The 23,442-nt window shown below is 34.3% G+C and carries 30 protein-coding genes, 3 tRNA genes and 1 other RNA gene; 26 read left to right on the forward strand and 8 right to left on the reverse strand.

Annotated features, from left to right (window positions below):
* Nucleotides 1-63 precede the first annotated feature (63 nt).
* The 18 genes from IJL02_RS07670 (at nucleotide 64) to IJL02_RS07755 (ending at nucleotide 13,458) form a co-directional block, all read left to right on the forward strand.
* A complete protein-coding gene (locus tag IJL02_RS07670; protein ID WP_292814381.1) occupies nucleotides 64-489 on the forward strand; it encodes a CPBP family intramembrane glutamic endopeptidase in 426 nt (141 codons plus the stop codon).
* Between the two features lie 35 nt (nucleotides 490-524).
* Nucleotides 525-923 (forward strand): hypothetical protein, encoded by a 399-nt coding sequence (locus tag IJL02_RS07675; RefSeq protein WP_292814384.1) that lies wholly within the window; start codon nucleotides 525-527, stop codon nucleotides 921-923.
* A gap of 91 nt (nucleotides 924-1,014) precedes the next feature.
* Nucleotides 1,015-2,511, forward strand: a complete 1,497-nt coding sequence (trpE, locus tag IJL02_RS07680) for an anthranilate synthase component I (protein ID WP_292814387.1) — start codon at nucleotides 1,015-1,017, stop codon at nucleotides 2,509-2,511.
* Nucleotides 2,508-3,092 carry an aminodeoxychorismate/anthranilate synthase component II gene (locus tag IJL02_RS07685; protein WP_292814391.1) on the forward strand — a complete coding sequence of 195 codons (585 nt, stop codon included), beginning with the start codon at nucleotides 2,508-2,510 and terminating at the stop codon, nucleotides 3,090-3,092. Before trpE ends, IJL02_RS07685 begins: the two co-directional genes overlap by 4 nt.
* Nucleotides 3,089-4,096: an anthranilate phosphoribosyltransferase gene (gene trpD / locus IJL02_RS07690; protein ID WP_292814394.1), complete on the forward strand. Its 1,008-nt coding sequence runs from the start codon at nucleotides 3,089-3,091 to the stop codon at nucleotides 4,094-4,096. The genes IJL02_RS07685 and trpD overlap by 4 nt, the downstream gene beginning before the upstream one ends.
* 5 nt (nucleotides 4,097-4,101) lie before the next feature.
* Nucleotides 4,102-4,878 (forward strand): indole-3-glycerol phosphate synthase TrpC, encoded by a 777-nt coding sequence (trpC, locus tag IJL02_RS07695; protein WP_292814397.1) that lies wholly within the window; start codon nucleotides 4,102-4,104, stop codon nucleotides 4,876-4,878.
* Nucleotides 4,871-5,470, forward strand: coding sequence for a phosphoribosylanthranilate isomerase (locus IJL02_RS07700; protein ID WP_292814400.1), 600 nt, complete (start codon nucleotides 4,871-4,873; stop codon nucleotides 5,468-5,470). The genes trpC and IJL02_RS07700 overlap by 8 nt, the downstream gene beginning before the upstream one ends.
* A complete protein-coding gene (gene trpB / locus IJL02_RS07705) occupies nucleotides 5,467-6,651 on the forward strand; it encodes a tryptophan synthase subunit beta (RefSeq protein WP_292814404.1) in 1,185 nt (394 codons plus the stop codon). Before IJL02_RS07700 ends, trpB begins: the two co-directional genes overlap by 4 nt.
* Complete coding sequence (trpA, locus tag IJL02_RS07710) at nucleotides 6,644-7,417, forward strand: tryptophan synthase subunit alpha (protein WP_292814407.1); 774 nt, start codon at nucleotides 6,644-6,646, stop codon at nucleotides 7,415-7,417. The genes trpB and trpA overlap by 8 nt, the downstream gene beginning before the upstream one ends.
* A 69-nt stretch (nucleotides 7,418-7,486) precedes the next feature.
* On the forward strand, nucleotides 7,487-8,221 hold the full coding sequence (gene pcn / locus IJL02_RS07715; protein WP_292814411.1) for a proliferating cell nuclear antigen (pcna): 735 nt from the start codon (nucleotides 7,487-7,489) through the stop codon (nucleotides 8,219-8,221).
* Nucleotides 8,222-8,274: 53 nt separating this feature from the next.
* Nucleotides 8,275-9,150 carry a hypothetical protein gene (locus IJL02_RS07720; protein ID WP_292814416.1) on the forward strand — a complete coding sequence of 292 codons (876 nt, stop codon included), beginning with the start codon at nucleotides 8,275-8,277 and terminating at the stop codon, nucleotides 9,148-9,150.
* A 236-nt stretch (nucleotides 9,151-9,386) separates the two neighbouring features.
* A complete protein-coding gene (locus tag IJL02_RS07725) occupies nucleotides 9,387-9,665 on the forward strand; it encodes a 50S ribosomal protein L44e (RefSeq protein ID WP_292739056.1) in 279 nt (92 codons plus the stop codon).
* A gap of 9 nt (nucleotides 9,666-9,674) precedes the next feature.
* Nucleotides 9,675-9,854: a 30S ribosomal protein S27e gene (locus IJL02_RS07730; protein WP_067044971.1), complete on the forward strand. Its 180-nt coding sequence runs from the start codon at nucleotides 9,675-9,677 to the stop codon at nucleotides 9,852-9,854.
* 64 nt (nucleotides 9,855-9,918) lie between these two features.
* Nucleotides 9,919-10,716, forward strand: coding sequence for a translation initiation factor IF-2 subunit alpha (locus tag IJL02_RS07735; protein ID WP_292814418.1), 798 nt, complete (start codon nucleotides 9,919-9,921; stop codon nucleotides 10,714-10,716).
* A 6-nt stretch (nucleotides 10,717-10,722) separates the two neighbouring features.
* Nucleotides 10,723-10,890, forward strand: coding sequence for an RNA-protein complex protein Nop10 (locus IJL02_RS07740; RefSeq protein WP_292751336.1), 168 nt, complete (start codon nucleotides 10,723-10,725; stop codon nucleotides 10,888-10,890).
* 6 nt (nucleotides 10,891-10,896) lie between these two features.
* The gene (locus tag IJL02_RS07745; protein WP_292814423.1) at nucleotides 10,897-11,667 is read left to right on the forward strand and encodes a proteasome assembly chaperone family protein; all 771 of its coding nucleotides are present in this window, start codon (nucleotides 10,897-10,899) and stop codon (nucleotides 11,665-11,667) included.
* A 29-nt stretch (nucleotides 11,668-11,696) separates the two neighbouring features.
* Nucleotides 11,697-12,248, forward strand: coding sequence for a DUF2112 family protein (locus IJL02_RS07750; protein WP_292814426.1), 552 nt, complete (start codon nucleotides 11,697-11,699; stop codon nucleotides 12,246-12,248).
* 22 nt (nucleotides 12,249-12,270) lie between these two features.
* The gene (locus IJL02_RS07755; RefSeq protein ID WP_292814429.1) at nucleotides 12,271-13,458 is read left to right on the forward strand and encodes a TIGR00375 family protein; all 1,188 of its coding nucleotides are present in this window, start codon (nucleotides 12,271-12,273) and stop codon (nucleotides 13,456-13,458) included.
* A 9-nt stretch (nucleotides 13,459-13,467) separates the two neighbouring features.
* On the opposite strand, the gene IJL02_RS07760 is transcribed toward IJL02_RS07755, so the two are convergent.
* The 3 genes from IJL02_RS07760 to IJL02_RS07770 all read right to left on the reverse strand — a co-directional run bounded on the left by IJL02_RS07760 (nucleotide 13,468) and on the right by IJL02_RS07770 (nucleotide 14,273).
* Nucleotides 13,468-13,541 (reverse strand) — tRNA-Arg (locus IJL02_RS07760).
* Between the two features lie 55 nt (nucleotides 13,542-13,596).
* A tRNA-Arg gene (locus IJL02_RS07765) sits at nucleotides 13,597-13,670 on the reverse strand.
* Between the two features lie 87 nt (nucleotides 13,671-13,757).
* The gene (locus IJL02_RS07770) at nucleotides 13,758-14,273 is read right to left on the reverse strand and encodes an endoglucanase (protein ID WP_292814433.1); all 516 of its coding nucleotides are present in this window, start codon (nucleotides 14,271-14,273) and stop codon (nucleotides 13,758-13,760) included.
* 160 nt (nucleotides 14,274-14,433) lie between these two features.
* Between IJL02_RS07770 and frhA the strand changes: the two genes are divergently transcribed.
* The 4 genes from frhA to frhB are packed head-to-tail and all read left to right on the forward strand — an operon-like array spanning nucleotide 14,434 to nucleotide 17,947.
* The gene (gene frhA / locus IJL02_RS07775; protein ID WP_292814437.1) at nucleotides 14,434-15,648 is read left to right on the forward strand and encodes a coenzyme F420 hydrogenase subunit alpha; all 1,215 of its coding nucleotides are present in this window, start codon (nucleotides 14,434-14,436) and stop codon (nucleotides 15,646-15,648) included.
* An 18-nt stretch (nucleotides 15,649-15,666) separates the two neighbouring features.
* On the forward strand, nucleotides 15,667-16,236 hold the full coding sequence (gene frhD / locus IJL02_RS07780; protein WP_292814440.1) for a coenzyme F420-reducing hydrogenase, FrhD protein: 570 nt from the start codon (nucleotides 15,667-15,669) through the stop codon (nucleotides 16,234-16,236).
* The gene (gene frhG / locus IJL02_RS07785; RefSeq protein WP_292814444.1) at nucleotides 16,236-17,084 is read left to right on the forward strand and encodes a coenzyme F420 hydrogenase subunit gamma; all 849 of its coding nucleotides are present in this window, start codon (nucleotides 16,236-16,238) and stop codon (nucleotides 17,082-17,084) included. The genes frhD and frhG overlap by 1 nt, the downstream gene beginning before the upstream one ends.
* 11 nt (nucleotides 17,085-17,095) lie before the next feature.
* On the forward strand, nucleotides 17,096-17,947 hold the full coding sequence (gene frhB, locus IJL02_RS07790; RefSeq protein WP_292814447.1) for a coenzyme F420 hydrogenase subunit beta: 852 nt from the start codon (nucleotides 17,096-17,098) through the stop codon (nucleotides 17,945-17,947).
* A 77-nt stretch (nucleotides 17,948-18,024) separates the two neighbouring features.
* On the opposite strand, the gene map is transcribed toward frhB, so the two are convergent.
* Nucleotides 18,025-18,942: a type II methionyl aminopeptidase gene (gene map / locus IJL02_RS07795; protein WP_292814450.1), complete on the reverse strand. Its 918-nt coding sequence runs from the start codon at nucleotides 18,940-18,942 to the stop codon at nucleotides 18,025-18,027.
* 100 nt (nucleotides 18,943-19,042) lie between these two features.
* Between map and IJL02_RS07800 the strand changes: the two genes are divergently transcribed.
* The 4 genes from IJL02_RS07800 to rnpB all read left to right on the forward strand — a co-directional run bounded on the left by IJL02_RS07800 (nucleotide 19,043) and on the right by rnpB (nucleotide 20,461).
* Entirely contained in the window at nucleotides 19,043-19,447 is a 405-nt protein-coding gene (locus IJL02_RS07800; protein WP_292814453.1) for a hypothetical protein, read from the forward strand.
* A gap of 12 nt (nucleotides 19,448-19,459) precedes the next feature.
* Complete coding sequence (locus IJL02_RS07805) at nucleotides 19,460-19,990, forward strand: hypothetical protein (protein ID WP_292814458.1); 531 nt, start codon at nucleotides 19,460-19,462, stop codon at nucleotides 19,988-19,990.
* Between the two features lie 94 nt (nucleotides 19,991-20,084).
* Nucleotides 20,085-20,159: transfer RNA gene (locus IJL02_RS07810), tRNA-Met, on the forward strand.
* Between the two features lie 19 nt (nucleotides 20,160-20,178).
* An RNA gene (gene rnpB, locus IJL02_RS07815) (RNase P RNA component) lies at nucleotides 20,179-20,461 on the forward strand.
* Between the two features lie 26 nt (nucleotides 20,462-20,487).
* Here the strand turns inward: rnpB and IJL02_RS07820 are convergent.
* The 4 genes from IJL02_RS07820 to IJL02_RS07835 form a co-directional block, all read right to left on the reverse strand.
* Entirely contained in the window at nucleotides 20,488-21,090 is a 603-nt protein-coding gene (locus IJL02_RS07820) for a TetR/AcrR family transcriptional regulator (protein ID WP_292814461.1), read from the reverse strand.
* Between the two features lie 30 nt (nucleotides 21,091-21,120).
* Entirely contained in the window at nucleotides 21,121-21,729 is a 609-nt protein-coding gene (locus IJL02_RS07825) for a TetR/AcrR family transcriptional regulator (RefSeq protein ID WP_292814466.1), read from the reverse strand.
* 150 nt (nucleotides 21,730-21,879) lie between these two features.
* Complete coding sequence (locus IJL02_RS07830; RefSeq protein WP_292814468.1) at nucleotides 21,880-22,482, reverse strand: TetR/AcrR family transcriptional regulator; 603 nt, start codon at nucleotides 22,480-22,482, stop codon at nucleotides 21,880-21,882.
* Nucleotides 22,483-22,507: 25 nt separating this feature from the next.
* A complete protein-coding gene (locus IJL02_RS07835) occupies nucleotides 22,508-23,116 on the reverse strand; it encodes a TetR/AcrR family transcriptional regulator (protein ID WP_292814471.1) in 609 nt (202 codons plus the stop codon).
* Between the last annotated feature and the right edge of the window lie 326 nt (nucleotides 23,117-23,442).

Consider the following 23,442-nt stretch of genomic DNA (forward strand, 5'->3'; position numbering starts at 1 on the left):
TCCAATGCACTGATTAATAATTTTCCATTTCTGGATTTTCTTATCAGTTTTTCAATTCCTTCAATGTCAATATCTGGATATGTCCCGATTATAGGCGGTCTTGTATCAACAATTGTTATTTCTCCAATATCTGAAGAGTTAATCTTTAGGGGAGTATTTTTAAATAGGCTGAAGCCGTTCGTTCCAACAGTATTTGCAGTATTGATATCTTCATTGCTTTTTGCATCACTTCACAGTTTTGGAAGCATTATTTCTGCGTTTGTTTTTGCGGTTTGTATGGCAATTCTGTATATTAAAACTGAAAATATCTTTGTTCCTATTATTGCTCATTTTTTAAACAATCTATTCGCCGAGATAATTAGGATAGCTGATTTTAACCAGTTATTATTTTCAAATAATCTTGTAATTGCAGTAATGAGTATTTTGGCTGTAGTTTCTGCGGTTATTTTATTAATTTCAATTATCGGGGAATTGAATAAAATTAAATAATAAAAAATCATAGATATTCTTAAAGGAGTTTTAACATGGATTTAAAGAAAATTGGAATCGCTCTTATATTTATCGGAATTGTTGTTACAATTGTATATATTGGCAATGAAAAGATTTTCGTTCCTGCATTGACAGTAACTGTTTTAGGGTTCTTTGTAACTGTTGTCGGTTATATTAGTGATATCCGCAAAAGAAAAATCATTAATGACCAGCTCGACAAAGATATTGGTTCTATCCTTCAACCTTTAATTACCAAATATTCCAATTTAAATAAACAGTATAGGAGTCAATTTGAGGGTGAAGAGTATGCTAAAAAACGATTGGAGTTAAATAAGAATTTGGAAAAGGAAATTTCTGAAAAACTTCCTTATCTGGAAAGTCGAGAAGTTAAAAAGATTGTTATTCAGTTTAGTCAGGAACAGGACAAAATGTAACAATATTTTTTTTAAAAAATTTTGTAATGTACAAAAAGTTACAACAAGGCTTTAAATAGTACATTGTCCTAATATTAAATTAAGTGATTATATGTTTTCCCCAAGTTTAGAAGAAGTAAAAGATATTTCAAAAAATAAGGAGTATAAGCGAATACCTGTATCTTATGAATTATTTTCAGATATAGCTACTCCTGTAGAGGTTTTAAGAGTTTTAAAAGGAATCAGTAACCATTGTTATATGCTGGAGAGTATTGAAGATGCTGAAAAATGGGGAAGATACAGCTTTTTAGGTTTTAATCCGCTATTGGAATTTACCTGTCAAAACGGTGTTGTCCGCATTAGAGGTGATGAAAACTTTGAGGAGTTCAATGATAATGAAGTGGTTATCGAAACCGATAATCCCAGCGAAATCATCAAAGATCTGGTTAAAAAGAACAAATCTCCAAAACTAGATTATTTGCCTCCATTTACTGGTGGTTTTGTTGGTTATTTTGCTTATGATTATATAAAATATGCCGAACCTTCTCTAAAATTGGATGCTGAAAATCAGGATCAGTTTAAAGATATTGATTTGATGTTGTTTGATAAAGTTGTTGCTTTTGATAACTTTAAGCAAAAAATAATTTTAATTGCTAATATAAAAACCGATGATTTGGATGGAAATTATCAAAAAGCTTGTAAAGAATTAAAAGACATTGCGGACTTGATAAAAAATGGTAAAAAAGCTGATATAGAACCATTAAAATTAAAATCAGATTTTAAACCTGTATTTTCACGTGAAAAATATTGTGATATGGTTTTAAAAGCGAAACATTACATTAAAGAAGGAGATATTTTCCAGGTTGTACTGTCTAACAGAATTGAAGCTGACATCTCCGGAAGTTTATTTGACACGTATAGGGTTTTAAGAACCACCAATCCTTCTCCATACATGTTTTATTTCTCAAGTAATGATATTGAAATTGCTGGAGCTTCTCCAGAAACCTTGGTTAAACTGACAGATAAAAAATTATACACATTTCCGCTTGCAGGAACAAGACCTCGCGGAAAAACAGAAAAGGAAGATTTGGAGTTGGAAGAAGAATTGTTGGCCGATGAAAAGGAATTGGCCGAACATAACATGCTGGTTGATTTGGGACGTAATGATATCGGCAGAATTTCTGAGATAGGTTCTGTTCATGTTGATAAATATTTGTCTGTTGAGAGATTTTCTCATGTGATGCATATCGGATCCACTGTTAGCGGAATTTTAAGAAGTGATTTGGACTCACTTGTAGCTATTGATTCTATTCTTCCCGCCGGAACATTATCCGGAGCTCCAAAAATTAGGGCTTGTGAAATCATTAATGAACTTGAAGACAACAAACGTGGAATTTATGGTGGGGCAATAGGTTATGTTGACTTAAGCGGGAATATAGATACCTGCATTTCAATTAGAATAGCTTTTGCAAGAAATAATAAAGTTTTCATACGTTCCGGTGCAGGTATTGTTGCAGATAGCGTTCCTGATAAAGAGTTTGATGAATGCTTAAATAAGGCAGCAGCAGTAATTAATGCACTAAAAATTGCAGATGGGGGAATAGAATGATTCTTTTAATTGACAATTATGACAGTTTTTCATATAATCTATTTCAGCTGATTGGTGAGGTCGAAAGAGATATTGCTGTTTTTAGAAATGATAAAATAACAATTGATGAGATTTATGATTTAAATCCGGATGCAATAATATTGTCTCCAGGTCCGGGAAAACCTGAAAATGCAGGAATTTGTGAAGATATTGTCCTGGAATTTCATGATAAAATTCCGATTTTAGGTGTTTGTTTGGGCCATCAGGCAATCTGTGAAGCTTTTGGAGGAAATATTTCACATGCAAAAAGGTTGATGCACGGAAAATCATCGGATATTTCTCTGGATTATGATTATCTGTTTAAAGGTCTTCCAAGTGAAATCAATGTTGGAAGATATCATTCATTGAGTTTAGTCAAAGATACAGTTCCTGATTGTTTGGAGGTCATCTCTAAAGCCAAGGATGATGGCGAAATCATGGCAGTTAAACATAAGGAATTTAATGTATATGGACTTCAGTTCCATCCGGAATCAATATTGACTCCTGATGGTTTAACAATTATAAGCAATTTTTTAGAAAAAGTAGATAAGGGGATTTTATGATTAAGGAAGCTATTTTAAAAGTGTATAAAAAACAAGATCTAACATATGATGAAGCTTACCAGACTATGGATGAAATTATGAGTGGTGAGGCAAGTGAGGTGCAGATGAGCGCATACTTAACCGCAATGTCCATGAAAGGTGAAACAATTGACGAAATCACTGCATCTGCCGAAGCTATGAGAGCTCATTGTGTTAGATTATTGAATGATGAGGATGTTTTGGAAATTGTTGGAACTGGAGGTGATGGTTCAAACACGTTTAATATATCAACAACATCTTCAATTGTCATTTCCGCAGCAGGAGTTCCGGTAGCCAAGCATGGAAACAGATCAGCATCCAGCAAATGCGGGGCTGCTGATGTACTTGAGGAATTAGGTGTTAATATTTACATTGAACCGGAAAAAAGCTTAAAATGTCTAAAAGAAATTAACTTGTGTTTTTTGTTTGCTCAAAACTATCATTTGGCCATGAAATATGTTGCCGGAGTGAGAAAAGAACTTTCTATAAGAACAATTTTCAATATTTTAGGTCCTCTCACCAGTCCTGCAGGGGCCAGTATGGAAGTATTGGGAGTTTATGAAAAAGAACTTGTAGAACCTTTAACAAAAGTTTTAAAAAATTTAGGAGTCAAATCTGCAGTAACCGTTTATGGTCTTGACAGCATGGATGAGATTTCTGCAAGTGACAAAACAGCAGTTTGTGAACTTAAAGACGGTGAAATCATGACTTATGAGATATCTCCGGAATACTTTGGAATGGAATTGGCGTCAAAAGATGATCTCGTTGGCGGTGATGCAAAAGAAAATGCCAAAATCACTTTGTCAATTTTAAATGGTGAAAAAGGTCCAAAAAGAAATGCGGTTTTATTGAATTCCGCTGCAGGTTTATATGTTGCGGGCAAAGTCGAATCTTTAAGGGAAGGCGTTGAAATGGCAGAAGAGATTATTGATTCCGGAAAAGCGCTGGAACAGCTTGAAAGATTTATTGAATGTACAAACAGATGATTATTATGTTGGATGAAATTGTCGAGAAAACAAAACAGAGAATTGAAGAGTCTAAGAAAAATAAGTCCCTCGAAGAACTCAAAAGTGAAGTTCAAAAATTAGAAATTACAAAGGAGTTTCCTTTTAAGCAGGCTTTAAGCGAGGACGAAATTTCAATTATTGCCGAAGTTAAAAGAGCTTCTCCTTCAAAAGGATTAATTGCTGAGGATTTTGATTATTTGGCTATTGCAAAAGAATATGAAGCTGCCGGCGCATCTGCAATTTCCGTTTTAACAGAACCTTACTTTTTTAAAGGCTCCAATGATTATTTAAAAGAAATTTCTCAAAATGTAAGCATTCCTATTTTGAGAAAAGACTTTGTCATAGATGAGTATATGATTTGGGAGGCAAAACTGCTTGGCGCTTCCTGTGTTTTATTGATTGTGTCCATTTTATCAATTGTTGAGCTAAAGAAATTTTTAGACCTTGCTCATGATTTGGGTCTTTCAGCCATTGTTGAAACTCACGACGGTGATGAGGTTCGGACCGCTTTGAATGTTGGTGCTGAAATTATTGGAGTTAACAACAGGGACTTGACTGATTTTAGTGTAAATATTGAAAATAGTATTGATCTACGTAGATGTGTTAGTGGCGATGTCATATTTATTTCTGAAAGTGGCATTAAAACACCTCAAGATGTAAGGAGATTAAAAGAAAATAATGTTGATGCTGTTTTAATTGGCGAAACTTTAATGAAAAGTGATGATAAAAAGCTGATGATTTCGGAGTTGAAAAATGGTTAAGATTAAAATCTGCGGGATTCGCCGACAGGAGGATATTGAAATTGTAAATAAGTATAAACCTGATTATATAGGTTTTGTATTTGCACAGTCAAAAAGACAGGTTTCTCATGAACTGGCATCAAATTTAAAGGATAATCTGGACCCAAATATTAGTTCTGTCGGAGTTTTTGTTGATGCATCTGCAGACGAAATATTGGAACTGTTCAATGGAGGAATAATTGAAATTGCGCAGCTTCATGGTTCGGAAGATGAGGAGTATATTAATGCTCTAAAAGAAAAAACTAATAATAAGCTAAAAATTATCAATGCAATTGAGATGTCAGAAAATGAAGATTTATTAAACTATGATGATTCTCAAGCTGATTATCTGTTATTGGACAGTGGTAAAGGCAGTGGAAAAACCTTTGACTGGCGTCTGATTAGAAAAGATTTAAAAAAAGACTTTTTCTTAGCAGGTGGAATAAATTCAGCTAATGTTGTTAAAGCTATTGAAGAATTTAATCCATATGCTATTGATTTAAGTTCAAGCCTTGAAACTGACGGATTTAAAGATGAAAATAAAATTAAAGAGATTATGGAGGTTATAAATTGAATGATGGAAGATATGGTGAGTATGGTGGTCAATACATATCTGAAACTTTAATGAATGAGTTGTTATATCTTGAAGAGCAGTATTATCATTACATGAATGATCCTGATTTTGTAGATGAATTGAATACTTTATTAAAAGAATATGCCGGAAGGCCGTCCTTGTTGTATTATGCAAAAAGAATGACTGAAGACTTGGGCGGAGCAAAAATCTATTTGAAAAGGGAAGATTTGAACCATACAGGTGCTCACAAAATTAACAATGTTTTAGGCCAGGTATTGCTTGCTAAAAAAATGGGAAAAACAAGAGTAATTGCCGAAACTGGCGCAGGACAGCATGGAGTTGCAACCGCTACTGCTGCTGCGCTATTGGATATGGAATGTGAAGTGTTTATGGGCGAAGTAGACACTGAAAGACAAGCTTTAAATGTATATAGGATGGAACTGCTTGGAGCTAAGGTGCATTCCGTTAAATCAGGAACAAAAACTCTTAAAGATGCTGTCAATGATGCATTTAGGGATTGGATTGCAAGAGTTCATGATACAAATTATGTGATAGGTTCTACAATGGGGCCTCATCCGTTTCCAATGATTGTACGTGATTTTCAAGCAGTTATAAGTGCTGAAGCTCGCCAGCAATTTTTAGACAAAGAAGGAAAGTTGCCTACTGCTGTTGTAGCATGTGTCGGTGGTGGAAGTAATGCCATGGGTGCATTTTATAATTTCATTGACGATGAAGATGTAAAATTAATCGGTTGTGAAGCGGGAGGCAAGGGTGTAGACACTCCTTATAATGCTGCGGCTTTAACTAACGGAAAAATAGGAATATTTCATGGAATGAAATCAATTTTTAACCAGGGAGATTACGGTCAAATCGCTCCGGTATATTCTGTCTCAGCAGGCCTTGACTATCCGGGTGTTGGTCCTGAGCATGCTTATTTAAGAGATATTGGCAGAGCAGAATATGTTCCGATTAATGATGAAGAGGCGGTTGAAGCTTTTGAATATTTATCAAGAATGGAAGGCATTATTCCGGCTATTGAAAGTGCTCATGCTGTTGCACATGCAATGAAAATAGCTCCGGAAATGGATAAGGATGATATTATTATGATTTGTCTTTCGGGACGTGGTGATAAGGATGTTCGCTCAATTGCACAATACAGGGGAGTTGAGTTAAATGAGTAAAATAGCTAATGCATTTAAAAATGGCAAAGCATTCATAGGTTTTTTAACCGCAGGAGATCCGACTTGTGAAAAAACTGTTGAATATATCCTGGCGATGGAAGAAGCCGGTTGTGATTTAATAGAAATTGGCATTCCGTTCTCAGATCCTATGGCTGAAGGTGTTGTTATCCAGGATGCTAATGTAAGGGCGTTAAAACACAACACAACAACGGATGATGTGTTTGACATTGTCGAAAAGGTTAGAGCCAAAACTGATGTTCCGATTGTATTTTTAACATATATTAATCCTGTTTTCTTTTACGGTTATGAAAAATTCTTTAAAAGATGCAATGATTTGGGAATTGATGGGATTATCTCTCCTGATTTGCCTTTTGAAGAAAAAGGTGAAATTAAAGATATTGCTTTGAAAAATGATGTTGATGTTATCTCACTTATCGCTCCAACTTCAAAAGAAAGAATTCAAAAAATAGCCAGTGATGCAACAGGTTTCATTTATATTGTTTCATCTTTAGGTGTGACTGGAATGCGTTCTGAGATTAAAACAGACTTAAATGCAATAATAAAGGACATTCGGGATGTTACAGATTTGCCGTTGGCAGTCGGTTTTGGAATAAATACTCCCGAACAGGCAACTCAAATTGGTCAGATTGCTGATGGTGTAATTGTTGGCAGTGCAATTGTTAAGATAATTGAGCAGCACGGTGAAAATGCTAAAGAACCATTACGTGAATATGTTTCATCAATGAAAAAGGCAGCTAATGAATAATTAATAAAAAGATAAATTTATTATATATAAAAAATAGATATATAGACATTATTAATTAGAGGATTAGTTATGTTTAAAGCAGAATTAAGTGATTCTAGTATACTAAAAACCAGTTTTGATGCTATTTCATCCATTGTTGATGAAGTACAAATCCAAACTGATAGTGAAGGCATGAGATTAGATGCCTTAGACCGCAGTCATATAACTTTCGTACATTTGGAACTTAAAGCCAGTTTATTTGATGAATACATTTGTGATGTTCCTGAAAAAATTAATATTGATACTGATGAATTTATGAGAGTTCTCAAACGTGCAAAATCTCAAGACAGAGTTTTGATGTCTGTTGATGAAGGAAACTTTATCATTACTTTTGAAGGAGATGCAACAAGGACTTTCAAAATAAGATTGATTGATATGGAATATGATAACCCTGTTCCACCTCAAATCGAACATCCAACTTCATTCAAAGTACGTTTCTCTATATTAAAAGACTGTATTAATGATATTGATATCTTTTCAGATAAAATTGCATTCCAGGTTGATGAAGATTACTTTATTGCATCTGCAGATGGTGAATTTGGTGATGCAAGCATCAAATATCTCCATGGTGAAAATATCAATGAACATGCAAAATCTTTGTTCTCACTGGATAAAATTAGAGAAATGCTTAAAGCGGATAAATTTTCAGAGGAAGCTGAAATTGGTTTAGGTACTGACATGCCATTAAGTTTAACTCTTACTATGGTTACCGGTGACGGTAAACTAAGTTTCTTGCTTGCTCCTAGATTAGAAACAGATGAATAAATTTCATTTGTTTTAACTTTTTTTATTTTAACAATTTTTTAAGAGGATATTAAGTGGACGACCAATTTTATCAGACTTTACGTAATGTTCAAAAGAAGGAACGTAACAACGGTACTCTAGCTCGTGTAGATGAGACTTTTTATACTGATATTCATGAGTATTTAGATGATTTAAGAAAAAGGGCAATGGAAGATCCGTTTTCTAATGTTCATAGCATACTTAAGAATGCTCAGATGGTTGCTACCGATATCTGTGAAAGGCGTGAGAAAAAAATCACAGAATCTGCCGTAGTCAATATCCACAGGTCATATCATCTTTTCACTGGAAAACCTCAGTTTGATTTGGTTGATACAACTCCCCTAAATTTAACTCCTGAAGAGGAGAAATTCTATTATTCTTTAATCGAGACACTAAAAAACCATAGGGGCAATATCTCTTTAGAAAAGTTATCTGAAGATGATGATGACAAAAAACATAAAGTGGTCAAACCTAGCCAACCGCAAACCAATACTTTAGATTCTTCCAAGGAAACTCCAAAAACTGATGATGAAGTGTTAAACAGGTTAGATGAAATCAACAAGGCCAAAGTCATTGTTGATGAAAAGCCAGAGCCAATCGAAAAGCAAATCATCAATTCCAAAATTAATCAGGCTAAAAAAGAAAAACCAATTGTAAAACCAAAAGAAACTAATATTGAAGATAATCCTAATGCAGCTGATGAATCTGATGAATTTTATGATTTTGAATCTAAAAAAATTGCTAAGGACACAGAATTGGTTACAATGTTGGTTTTTGATGAGGTAGGTCCTATTGTGGGTGTTGATGAAAAGGTTTATGGTCCGTTCAGACCTCAGGATTTAGTGACTTTGCCGATGGTTAATGCAAAAATATTTTTCAAAAATCGAAAAGGTCGTCAAGTGAAAATTTAGCTGTTTTTCCATTAACTTTATATAACTTATTAAACATAAATAAAGAGCATATCTATTTGTGATACTAAAAAATTATATTTTATATAATTTGGATTTTTGCTGTTTGTAGACTTGATGCGTTACAAAGCAGTTTTAATCTCTAACGTTTTTTAATTAGATGTCAGTTTAGATAAATTCATGAATGGGTTGACAATGATTTATTAATTAAACACTTTATAGTGTAAAACGGTGGAAAAATGAAAATACCAAAAGAAAAAAGAACATACTGTCCTCATTGTAAAAGACACACAGTACATGAGGTTCACACTGCAAAAAAAAGAAAAGCTAGTGAGTTAACTTGGGGACAAAGACAATTCAGACGTGTAACTGCTGGTTACAGAGGTTATCCAAGGCCTTTACCTGCTGGAAACAAACCAGTTAAAAAATTAGACTTAAGACTTAAATGCAAAGAATGTGGTAAATCTCACATTAAACAATCTTTCAGAACAGGAAAACCTGAATTTGTAGCAAAATAGGTGATTAACATGGTTAGTAAAGGTAGAGGAAACTTTTTAAAAGTTAAATGTTTAGATTGTGACAATGAACAAGTAATATTTGATCGTGCAGCATCTGATGTAAAATGTATTATTTGTGGTAAAACTCTTGTCAAATCTCGCGGTGCTAAAGCTAAAATCACCGCACACATTGAAAAAGTTTTAAACTAGATTTCTAGTTTTAAACTTATTTTTTACTTATTTTTTTATAATTTTTATTGATGTTGGTGAGAGTATGGTAAGAAAAAGTCAAGAATGGCCTGATGAAGGAGAACTTATTGTAGGTACTGTTTATAAAGTTCTTAATTATGGGGCTTTTGCTAAATTAGAAGAATATCAGGGCAAAGAAGCTTTTATTCATATTTCTGAAGTATCTTCCGGTTGGGTTAAAAATATCAGAGATCATGTAAGAGAAAACCAAAAAATCGTCTGTCGTGTTCTCAGAGTTAATCCTAAAAAAGGGCATGTTGATGCTTCCTTAAAAAGAATCCGTGAAGATCAAAGAACTAAAAAAATCCAACATTGGAAAATCGAGCAAAAAGCTGAAAAATTCTTAGAATTGGCTGCTAAATCATTAGATAAAGATTTGGACGCTGCTTACGATGAAGTAGGTTATGAACTTATGGACATCTTCGGTGATGTTTATGGTGCTTTTGAAACTGCTTCTGATGAAGGTGCAGAATCACTTACTGAAGAAGGAATCCCTCAGGATTGGGCAGATGCTATTACTGAAGTAGCTAAGAAAAATATTACTCCTCCGGAAGTCCATATCAGCGGTTATGTAGATATTGAAACTTTCGTACCTAACGGTGTTGAAATTATCATCGCTGCATTGAAAGCTGCTGAAGATAACGGCGATGAGGAAGAGGAAATTAAAGTTCAATGTGTTGGGGCACCAAGATACAGGATTACTGTAAAATCTACTGATTATATATTGGCAGAAAAAGCTCTCAAAGCTGCTGCTGACAGATGTATTGCAGTTGTCGAAGAATCTAATGGAAATGGTTCATTTTTAAGAGAATTAGATAATTAGATTCTTATGAATATGAAAATGAATAAATGTCCTGAATGCGGTATTTATACTTTAAAGGATGCTTGTCCTAAATGCGGAGGCAAGCTTAAAGTGATTTATCCTCCTAAATTTTCTGTTGAGGATAAATATGGTAAATATCGTAGAATATTAAAAAAAGAATCAATGAAGGAGTAATTGGGTATGAAAACTACTGAAATAACTGTTTTAGAAGACATTGAATTAGATAATCCTATTTTTATCGAAGCATTACCTGGTCTTGGACATGTTGGTAAATTGGCTGCTGACCACATGATTGATGAGTTAGGAGCTACAAAATTTGCTGAAATTTATTCTCCAACTTTCCCTCCACAAGTTATTGTTAAAGAGGATGGGATAATTGAAAACATGAAAAATGAACTGTATTATTTAAGAGAAGTTGGTGAAGATAATCTGGATTTAATTATTCTTGTCGGCAATACTCAATCTTTATCCCCTGAAGGTCAATACCTTGTCTGTAAGGATATTTTGGAATTTGTCAAACAGTATGGTATTGATAGGATTTACACATTAGGTGGAATGGTTACAGGCCAGCCTCCAGAATCTCCTAAAGTTTTCGGTGCAGCTACTAATGAAGAGAATGCTGAATTACTAAAGGAAATTGATATTGAACTTAGATCCAACGATGGGGGCATTGTTGGTGCATCCGGTTTATTTTTGGGGTTAGGCGTTCGCCAGGGAATTCCTGGATCCTGTCTGATGGGTGAAACTTTAGGTTACTTTATTGATGCCGAATCTGCAGAGGCAATATTGAATAAATTGTCCATATTACTTAATTTTGATATTAATGTTGATAAATTAGAAGAAAGAGCTGAAGAAACAAGACAAATGATTGCTAAAGCTCAACAAATGGAACAGGATATGATTAATAAAGCTAATGCAGGAAATGCTGATGATTTAAGATATATTGGTTAAACCAATATATTTTTATTTTACTTTTTTTCATGAATATTGTTGTAGTTCCCGACGCATCCATGATTGTCATTCCATTGATTGAAAAAAATAGACATAGTTATTTATCTCCCTCCAATTTTTCAAAATATGATAATATGGACATTTGTGAGGGAAATCTGATTTTTGACAATGTCATTTCAAAATATACTACTAGTGAAATGCCTTCTGGTGTTAAAAGTAGGATAATCTTATTTTCCAAAGTGGCTGATAAAGCCGATGCGGCTATTGTAATAGGTAAACGACCTAAAAATCGCATTCCAATGTATAATGCTTTGAACGACCTGATTTTATTTGGTGGAAACTCATGCAATAACGCTCACAGCCTTATTTTAAAAATTATTAATGATTCAGATATTCCAACATTGAAGCTTGCCTATCCTACAAATCAAAAACAGATTATCGAACTGATTGAAAAAACAAACTATTTTTTAAAAAATTTGGATAAATCTCCTCAAAATGATGATTTGGGGGTTGATTTGTATCCTAAAAATGAGAAATGTCATATTTGCGATGTTAAAAAGTTATTGGATAAGTTAATATAAGACAATTTTCTAACAATTAATCATGTTGATAAATGCTGATTTTCATGTTCACAGCTGTTTTTCAATGGCTTCATCTAAAGACATGCTAATTGAGAATATGGCGCCTAAATCAAAGTTGAAGGGATTGCAGCTTCTGGGTACCGGTGATGCATTTCATCCTGCCTGGCTGAATATGATTGAGGCGCAAACATCTTATTCGGGTGACGGAATCTATACGTTAGATGATATGAATTTTGTTTTAACGGTGGAAGTTGAAGGAAAAAACAGGATTCATCATTTAATTATTATTCCAGACATTGATATTGCCCGTGAATTGTCCCAGAAGTTGCCTTCTAAAAATAAGGCTTCCGACGGAAGACCTAAAACTCAATTGGGCGGCGCTGAACTTTTGGAGTTGGTCAGAGATTATGACTGTTTAATCGGACCGGCACATGCATTCACCCCATGGACAGGGATGTATAAGTCCTTTGATAGTATTTATGACTGTTACGGTAAAAAACCGGATTTTGTAGAGCTTGGACTTTCTGCAGATACATTTATGGCAGATACAGTAGATGAACTTAAAGATTTTCCGTTTCTTACTAATTCAGATGCACATTCACCATGGCCCCATAGATTGGGCCGTGAGTTTAATCAAATCGAGCTTCGAGATATTTCATTTTCTTCAATAAAACATGCTATTAAACATAGGGATATCAAAGCAAATTATGGTCTTATCCCTAACTTGGGTAAATATCACATGACTGCATGTACCAAATGCTATAAACTTATTGATCCTGCAATTGCACGTGAAAATAAGATGAAATGCAGCTGCGGCGGAACAGTTAAAAAAGGGGTTGATTTTAGAATATCTGAAATTGCCGATTATAATCAGCCGAAACATCCTGATTTCAGGCCGGATTACGTTCATCTGATGCCTCTTGCAGAGTTGATTTCAACAATTTATGGAAAAGGCGTTACTACAAAAACGGTTCAGGGCATATGGCAAAAGTTAATAGATAATTTTAAAACAGAAATTGAAGTATTATTAAACGTTCCAATAGAAGAAATTAGCAGAATCGATACAAATGTTGCTCCTGCTATAGAATCATTTAGGAATAATGATATTGATGTTATTCCTGGCGGCGGGGGTAAATACGGTCAGATTTCTTTTGATAGAAAATTAAATAAATCAAAAAAAGAAAAAGTCATCACTTTAGATAATTTTTAAAATTAAATACGGACTTGGAGGGATTTGAACCCTCGATCTTAAGATTAGGAGTCTTACGCCCTTCCAGACTAGGCTACAAGCCCATAATTATTAATTCTGTGAAAAAATCATTTAAAAAAAGTTAAATTGTAATAAGAGCGGACCCGCCGGGATTTGAACCCGGGGTCTTCGGATTAGAAGTCCGACGCCCTATCCAGCTAGGCTACGGGCCCTTCATATACAACAATAATAAATCTATTTTTTTTATTATATATATTTATCTATTTTATTAAAAAATAAAAAAAGGATTAAAAAAATCCTTACATTCTACTTACACTACCTGTTGCATCATTAATACCAATGCTGTCTACAGCATTTCCATCTTCATCATAAATGGTAGCATACCAATATCCACCAGAATAATATACGTTTCCAGCATAACATCCTGGTTCTCCTACAGCACTATTTGCAATACTTTGTGCTGTGGAATATGATAAATGTGTACTTGAACTTGATCCAGAGCCACTGCCTCCTCTAGAGCTTGATCCGGAACCGCTGCTACTGCCACTACCACTTCCTGATCCGGATCCTGAACCTGATGATGAACTTCCAGATCCTGAACCGCTGCTTCCTCCATCAGTAGTAGCTACAGAAGATCCACTTCCGTTTCCAGCAGGAGTGCTGTTGCCGAGTCCGTTTCCATTATTACTGTTAGCGGACATACTGGATAAGTCGGAGAATATTGGACTGTCACTATTTGTTATTCCGTATGCTGCAACAGCTGCTGCGATACATAACACAACAATAATTGAAATTATAATATTTGCTTTATCCAATTTTTTCCCTCCTTTGAATATATATTATGTATAATATTTAAATTAAGTCTTTTATTTCTTATATATATTTCGATTAATTTTTTGTGGCATAATTTATTAATAATAATATTTATAAATAATTAATGTTAGTTTCTAATTGCTAATAATTGAGGTGACATATTTGAAAGATAGAGTAGTTATATCTCCAACAACTCGTCAAGAAGGCCATGCCGAATTGGTCATGGAAGTTGACGATGAAGGGATAGTTACAAAAGGTATGTATTTTAGTATAACTCCTGTTAGGGGTTTAGAGAAGATGGTTCTTAACAAAGCTCCTGAAACAGCACCTGTTTTATGTCAAAGAATTTGTGGAGTATGTCCAATTCCACACACATTAGCTTCCGCTGAAGCAATGGACATGGCATTAGGTATTGAAATTCCTAAAGCAGGTAAATTGTTAAGAAAAGCTGTCGCAGCAGCACACGGTATTAACAGTGCAGCAATTCACCACTTCTTAGTTGCTCCAGATATTACTAACGAAAGTAATTTCGCAACTGCAGTTGACAGTGTAAGTGAAATCAGAAAAACTGTTCAATACGTAGTAGATATGTGTGCTGGTGAAGGAATCCACCCTGCTGATATCAGAGTAGGTGGTATGGCAAGAAACATTACTCCATTCACTAAAGAAAGATTAGTCGAAAGAATGACTGCACTCAGACCAAAACTCGAAGAACACATTGATTTCATCAAAGGACTCGTTCTCGACGCAGGTTTACCAAAAGATTTAGGTGTAGTCGACCAACCATTAATGGCTATGGATGCTACTTACGGTACTAACGAATTCGATATGGACAAATTCTCTGAAGTTTTACCAGAAGCATGGTATGATGATCCAGAAATTGGTACCAGAGCTTGTTCCGTAATTCCTTTATGGGAAGGTAATAACGTAGAAACCGGTCCTAGAGCAAGAATGGAAAAATTCCAAGGATTTAAAGACAAAGGTGTAATCGCACAACACGTTGCACGTGCTGACGAAATGTTGAAAAACTACGACGCATGTATGGAAGCATTAGATGCACTTGACACATCCGCTCCTGCAAACGTAAGTTACGATAAAAGAGGAACTGGAGAACTTGGATTTGGTGTAATCGAAGGTCCTAGAGGTACTGACGTACACATGGCACAAGTTGTAGAAGGAAAAACTAAATTCTACTCTGCAATTGTACCAACTACATGGAACATTCCAACTATGGGTCCTGCAACTGAAGGATTCTCTCACGAGTTCGGTCCACATGTAATTAGGGCATACGACCCATGTTTATCATGTGCTACTCACGTAATGGTAGTTGACGACGAAGACAAATCCATTCTTAAAAATGAAATGGTGAGAATCTAAGTAACTTGGAGGAATTAAATGCCTTATGATTCGGATATAATCGTCATCGGTTGTGGAAATGTTTTATTTAAAGATGATGGATTCGGTCCTATTCTTATAAACATTTTGCAAAAATATACAAATGATGCTAATGACTATTATGATCCAGCTGTTACTTCATATGTAGAGGATGAATTCGATAAAGAGATTTTAGAGCAAATTAAGCAAAAATTTGATGGTATTGAGTTACCTGAAGGGGTTCAATTCATTGATGGTGGAACTGCGGCTCCAACTAATTTCTTCCCACTATACGAAGAGTATGATTGGAAAAAACTCATCGTATTGGATGTGGTTGAATTTAATGCTGAGCCTGGAACCGTAGATGTATTTGATCCAAATGTTATGCAAAAAGGAAAATATGATAATCCTCATGGAATGACCGTGGAAAATCCTCTTCAAGAAATTTCTCAAAAATGTGAAGTAGTTATTGTTGGTTGTAAACCAGCTGAGATTCCAACTCCGGATGTTGATATGGGTTTAACAGAACCTGTTACAAAGGCGATTCCTAAAGCTATTGATATTATTTTAAAAGAAATTGGGGTAAAATAATGTTTGATAAATTGAAAAAAGCTTTCGGTGGTTCTTCTGAAGAAGCACCAAAAGTAGAAGAAAAAGTTGAAGCTGCTCCTGTAGAAGAGAAAGTTGAAGCTGCTCCTGCAGAAGAAACTAAAGCTGCTTCATCAAAACCACGTATTGGTTACATACACTTAAGTGGTTGTACTGGGGATGCAATGTCTTTAACCGAAAACTATGACATATTATCCACTGTTTTAACTGACATGGTTGAAATCGTATATGGACAAACTTTAGTTGATAAATGGATTCATGGTACTTATGCTGAAGAAATGCCAGAAATGGACTTATGTTTAATTGAAGGATCTGTATGTTTACAAGATGAACACAGTGTCCACGAAATCTTAGAAGCAAGGAAAAAATCTGGCTTAATTTGTGCATTCGGTTCCTGTGCTTTAACTGGTTGTTTCACTACTTTTGCTCGTGGTGGTCAACAAGCACAACCTAAACACGAATCTTTCTTACCAATTAGTTCATTAGTAAAAGTAGATTTAGCACTTCCTGGTTGTCCTGTAGCACCTGAAATGATTGCTAAAGCTGTCGTTGCATTATGCGAAGGCGATTTAGATTACTTAAAACCAGCAATGGATTGGGCTGCATGTGATAAAGGATGTGGTTGTGACGTATTAACCAATGTAATCCGCCAAGGATTATGTACTGGTTGTGGAACTTGTGCTCTTGCTTGTCCTACAAGGGCAATGGGCTTTTCTGAAGGTAGACCTAGCTGTGACAGAGACAGATGTATTAAATGTGGTTCTTGCTACATGATGTGTCCAAGATCTTGGTTACCTGTAGAAAGAATTAAAAAGGAAACAGGACTTTAGGAGGAATGGATATGCCATTAGGTACTTATAAAGAAGCATTATCTGCAAGATCTACTGATAAAAAAATTCTAGATGTATCACAAGACGGAGGAATTGTTTCAGCTTTACTCTGTTACGCACTCGATGAAGGTATCATTGAAGGTGCAGTTGTAGCTGGAACTCCTGACGACGATTGGAGACCAATTCCTACTGTAGTAACTTCCTCTGATGAAGTTATTGCTGCAGCAGGTACTAAATACTCCATGTCCCCAACTTTATCCGCATTAAAAGAAGCAACACGTCAATACGGATTAGAAAAAGTTGGTGTAGTATCAACTCCATGTCAAACCCAAGGTTTAAGAAAAGCACAAGCTTATCCATTCACTAGATTTGTCGCTGAAAAAGTAAAATTAATCATCGGTATCTACTGTATGGAAAACTTCCCTATGGCTTCTCTTGACACCTTTGCTACTGCAAAATTAGGATTTGACAGCTTACAAGATGCTACTAAAATGGACATCGGTAAAGGAAAATTCTGGTTAACTAAAGATGGTGAAGACTCTGGTTTAGCTATCAAAGAAACCCACGGTTACGAACAAGCAGGTTGTAACATCTGTCAAGATTACGTAGCTGAATGGGCTGACGTATCAACCGGTTCTGTAGGATCTCCTGACGGATGGTCTACTGTTTTAACCAGAACTGACGATGGTGACAGTGTATTTAAAGCAGCTGTTTCAGCTGGTTTAATCGAAACTAAACCAATGGACGAAGTAAAACCTGGTCTTCCTTTACTTGAAAAATTAGCTAAAGGTAAAAAAGACAAAAACACTGCAGAACGTGAAAGAAGAGCTAAAATGGGAGTTAAAATCCCTGCTTTATACTAAATCTTCTTTCTTTTTTCTTTTTTTTTAAAAATTTAGTATTTTAGTAAAAATAAGTTTTGAAGAGATGTTAATCCCTTCTAGATAGTTGTAACGGTACAACCTTCTTTTTCAACAATTATTGTATGTTCTTTTTGACTTACAAAACAGTCTTTTTTCTCACGAAGTGGCGCATAAGGATATATTGCCATTGCTTCGGATAATTGTTTAAGTCCGATTGATCCTTTCCTTTCGCCGAATTCGTCTGTAATCCAGCGGCCTGAAAATGGGACGTATCTGTGGTTTTTCTGGATGTATTTTAAAACTCTTTGGGTTGTTTTCATTCTGAATGGTTTATTTGCCATATATGAAAAGATATAATGACCTGGTGCATCATTTACAATTCCTTCACCGTTGGTTGCAAAAGGTTCAATCGCTACTGCCTGGCCTTCTTCTAGAATATAGTTGTCATGATTGTCATAATTCGGAATTGAAATTCCTGCATGCAAATTGTTTTGCTCCAGACTGTGTCCTGTCAAATTAAAAATGGGATTTAACTTATATTCGGATATTGCCTCATGGACTGCCGCACCGATTTTTGACACTTCAATTCCGGCTCTCGCAGTTGCGATTGCCGCTTCAAGACCTGCTGCTGATGCTTCTACTATTTCTTCATGTAAGTTAATTTCATCCTGTGTGTAATTTTCATCAATGTTTCCATCAGCAATTATTGTAACGGCAGTATCTGCAATATAGCCATCAACCATTGCACCTAAATCCAGTTTAACCATATCTCCAGCCTTAAATTTGGTTTTATCTCCTGCAGGTGAGGTGTAATGCGCTGCTATTTCATTAATTGATACGTTGCATGGAAATGCTATTTCGGCACCATTTTTTAAAATTTCACTTTCTACATAATTTACCAAGTCTATAACTAAAGTTCCGTCTTTAATCATTTTTGAAGCTTCATCACGAATCTTTGATGTGAGTTTTCCAGCTTCTATGTAAGATTCTATCATATAGTATTACCTTCTTTTTCGAATAATTAATTTTATTATTGATAAAGTTTATATAATAATATATTATTAAACTAGTTTATATAAAATTGGAGGTTATTAAATGGAAATTCCTACAATACCTGACCAAATGTTTTTCTTAATCATTGCGGTCATTGTTGCAATTGTAATTATTATCATTGTTTTCCAATGGAGAAAGGTTGCACAATCTAAAAATTCAATATTAATGCTTGAAAAAGAAATTGAGCTCAAAAAAATGTCCATGGTTGAAAAAGACATTGAATCCAAAAGATTAATGGATAATCCTATTCCATTACCGCAAGAGCAACAGGACAGTCTTTCAGCTATCAGGCAATCCACAACTGAAGTCAGAAGCAATGTCGGTTATCTTCACTCTGAAATCAATGAAAGATTAGCCAGACTTGAAGCTGAAACTGAACAAAGAAAGTTAGAAAAAATGCTTAAAGAAATTGAGGCAAAAGAAGCTAAACTTAAAAAAATGAAATAGACAGGTGGTAAAATGGATGCTATGGAAGTAGTTGCAGTTATAATTTTAATTGTAGCTATTGTAATTTTAGTTTACTATTATTTGTTAAACAGTCCTGCTACTGTTGATAAAATACGCAGTTATGTACCTGCCAGTGCTGATGCGCACATGAATGAAATTTTGGGCAGTTCTGGCGGTTCAGAATCAGGATATGATTTATCCAAAGAAGAAGTTCCTGCTGAAAAAGAGGAATCTGAATCAATGGGTAAAAGGATTAAAATCAAATTGAGTGATATTGATTCTGCACTCAACACTGATGCTTTTTCCCAAAAAATTGATGCTTTTTTAGATGAAAAAAGTGATGAGCTAATTAAAAGTTGGTCTTTAGCCACTACCGATGATTTGGATGAGCTTCAAAATAAATTCTCTGAAACTACAGCTAATGTGGATAAGTTGGATAAAAGTTTCGCTGATTTTAAAAAATCTTCTGAAGAATTCCAAAAAGTGACTGAAGAAAAATTAAATGATTTGGATAAAAGAATTGAATCATTAGAAAATAATTAAATTTATTTTCTTTGATTTTTTCCATTTTATGGAAAACTTTATATACAATCTAAACAATATTTATAATATAGTTTTATACTATTTTTGTTTGTATAGCAGGGTGGGGTAGTCTGGTGATCCCGCGGGGCTCATAACCCCGAGATCCCTAGTTCAAATCTAGGCCCTGCTACTTTTAATTAATATTTTTGGCAAGTTAAAGACAGCTGCTGGTTTATTTTAAACTAAGGAAACTCCGCCCATCACACAGAACTACGGCGTTGAAAAACGTATACTGAGAAGTATGACTCTGGAGCAGAAACGACACGGCTTTTAATGGTAGACGATGATATTTAATTGAGGACATTAAAAGAAGCGGTGAAACGGCCATTCCGTAGGATGCAAGAGCAAAGGTGCCGATGACAACCTGTATGAGGCAAGGTAGCACGCTAAGATGAATGCTGTTAAACAGAAGGTGGGTTACTCTTAACAGGCCATGAATATTAATTATTTTCTTATTTTCACTGCCATTCGATGGCTTGCCAGGTCATCTCAAAGTTTTTCTCGAAAAGAAGATCAATATCCTCATTTGGGAAATCTAACCAAAAGCATTGAACTCCCATATACATGATGTACAATGTTTCGGCAATGTTTTTGGTTGAGAAATCGTCCCTGATTTCATTTTTCCTTTTGCCGTCTTCAACAAGGTCGGTTAAAAATATTCCAACATCTTTTCCTATTTGTGAAACTGTCCTGTTGACCTCATCATCGGCATATCCTGTTGCGGTTAAAAGAATTAATACAGTTCCATAATCGATGTTTTCATTGATGCTTTCAATTTCCATACCATCTATGAAGTGATGCAAAATATAAAGCAATCCATCATGGATTCTCTCCTTTGTGGAACCTTCAAGTGGGATTTTATCAAAATCGATTTTCATATAATCCACCATATACTTTTGCATAATCGCTTCAAATATTTCGTTTTTATCTGAAAAATGATAATATATGCCGCCGGTTGTCAGTCTGGTGCATTTTTGAATATCTCTAATTGAAATATCGATTGTACCTTTCTCCAATATTAATTTTAGCGTTTTTTCAACAATCAAGTCCTTAGTGTTCATCTAACCACGCAATGTTTTCAAGTTAATTAATTATTCTCTGAATCTTATCTTTTCCCATTGCAAATCAAAATTATCTTCAAAGACAGAAATCATATCATCAATTATATATGCCTCCCATTTATATGCAATTCCCATGTACATGATAATTAATGACTCTACAATGTCTTCGGTTGAAAAGTCCTGTCGGATTTGTCTGTTTTTTTGACCTTCCTCAACAATTTCTGTGAAAAGTTCCTTCAATTCGTTTAGGAGGCTTTGGACTAACCTCTGAAAATTTTCATGAACAAATCCTTTTGCAGTCAAAATCGCCAATATGATTCTGTAGTCTATTTCATCATCAATCGATTCAATCTCGATTCCGGTTTGTTTTTCTTTGAAAATTTCAGCCATGACATCGTGGATTTTCTCTTTTGCATTTCCCTTTATCTGCCTGAGTTCGTCTATATTGAATTTGTAATAGTTTAGATAGTATCTTTCAGTAATTTCATTGTATATCTCTTCTTTATTAGAAAAATAGTGATATATTCCGCCGGTAGCAATTCCGGATGCGGCACTGATTTCTCTAATTGAAATAATAGAGTTCTGCTTTTCAATCATTAATTTTAAAGTACTTTCTAAAATTAATTTTTTTGTATCCATACATACAATATTTTATATTTTATGGTAATTAAATGGTGTAGAGAACTAACGTTCTGTTTGTGAAAATTTAATATAAAGGACAAACGTTCAGTTATTTTGTGGAAAATAGTGACTAATCTCATGGTTTTTAATAAATTAAAAAAATAGTTTTCATTGAAATTCGAGGGTCTGCCAGGTCATGTCAAAGTTTTTCTCAAAAATGAGATCAACATCATCATTTGCGAAAGTTAACCAAAAACCTTGAATTCCCATATACATTGTATACAATGATTCTACAATATTTTTAGTTGATAAATTTTGTCTGATTTCATTTTTACTTTTACCATCTTCGACAAGGTATCTTAAAAAAGTTCTAATGTCATTTCCTATTTGTGAAATTGTTCCGTTAACATCATCATGGGCATATCCTGTTGCGGTTAAAAGAAGTATTACACTTTGATAATTGATTTTTTCATTGACACTTTCAATTTCCACGCCGTTTACGTATTGATGTAAGATATAAAGCAATGTGTCATGGATTTGGTCCTTTGCGGAACCTTCAAGTGGGATTTTATCAAAATCTATTTTAATGTAATCAATCATATACTTTTGCAGAATCGCTTCGAATATTTCTTTTTTATCTGAAAAATGATAATATATGCCTCCGGTTGTCAGTCCGGTGCATTTTTGAATTTCTCTAATTGAAATATCCGTTGTGCCTTTCTCCAGTATCAATTTCAGCGTTTTTTCAACAATCAAGTCCTTAGTGTTCATCTAACAGCCTCATGTTTCTTAATATCTATTCTCTAAATCTAATCTTTTCCCATTCCAAATTAAAATTATCTTCAAAGTCTGAAATCATATCATCAATTAAATATATGTCCCATTTATATTGAATGCCCAGGTACATGATAATTAATGACTCTGCAATGTCTTCGGTTGGGAAGTCTTGTCGGATTTGTCTGTTTTTTTGACCTTCCTCAATAATTTCTGTGAAAAATTCCTTCAATTCGTTTAGGCTATTGGGGAGAAACCTGGGGTAATTTTCATTAGCAAATCCTTTTGCAGTCAAAATCAGCAATATGATTCTGTAGTCTATTTCATCTTCAATCGTTTCAATCTTGATTCCTGCCTGTTTTTGTGTAAAAATTTCAGCCATGACATCGTGGATTTTCTCTTTTGCATTTCCCTTAATCTGTCTGAGTTCGTCAATATTGAATTTGAAATAGTTAATAAAATATCTTTCAGTAATTTCATTGTATATTTCTTCTTTATTTGAAAAATAGTGATATATTCCGCCAATAGTAATTCCGGTGGCGACACTGATTTCTCTAACTGAAACGAGAGAGTTTTCCTTTTCAATCATTAATTTTAAAGTCTTTTCTAAAATTAATTCTTTTGTATCCATATATATAATATTTTATATTTTTTGGTAATTAAATAATGTAGAGAACGAACGTTCGGTTATGAAAAATTAAGATTAAGAATAAACGTTTGGTTATGTTTGAAAATAGTGATTAACCACATAGTTTCAATGAATTAACCAACAAAAACTTTATAAAACAATAAAATGATAAATATTAACAAGAAAAATATTGGCATCTAGTTAATATTTTCTTAAGATTTTTATATTGATATGGAGGATTAATAAATGAATGAAACGCTTAAGGAACACTCTTGGATTCCATTAATACTAGTGGCCTGTGCTTCATTTATTATAACATTGGACGCTAC

The organism is Methanobrevibacter sp. (genome assembly GCF_017427765.1).
In the GTDB taxonomy this organism is placed as follows: domain Archaea; phylum Methanobacteriota; class Methanobacteria; order Methanobacteriales; family Methanobacteriaceae; genus Methanocatella.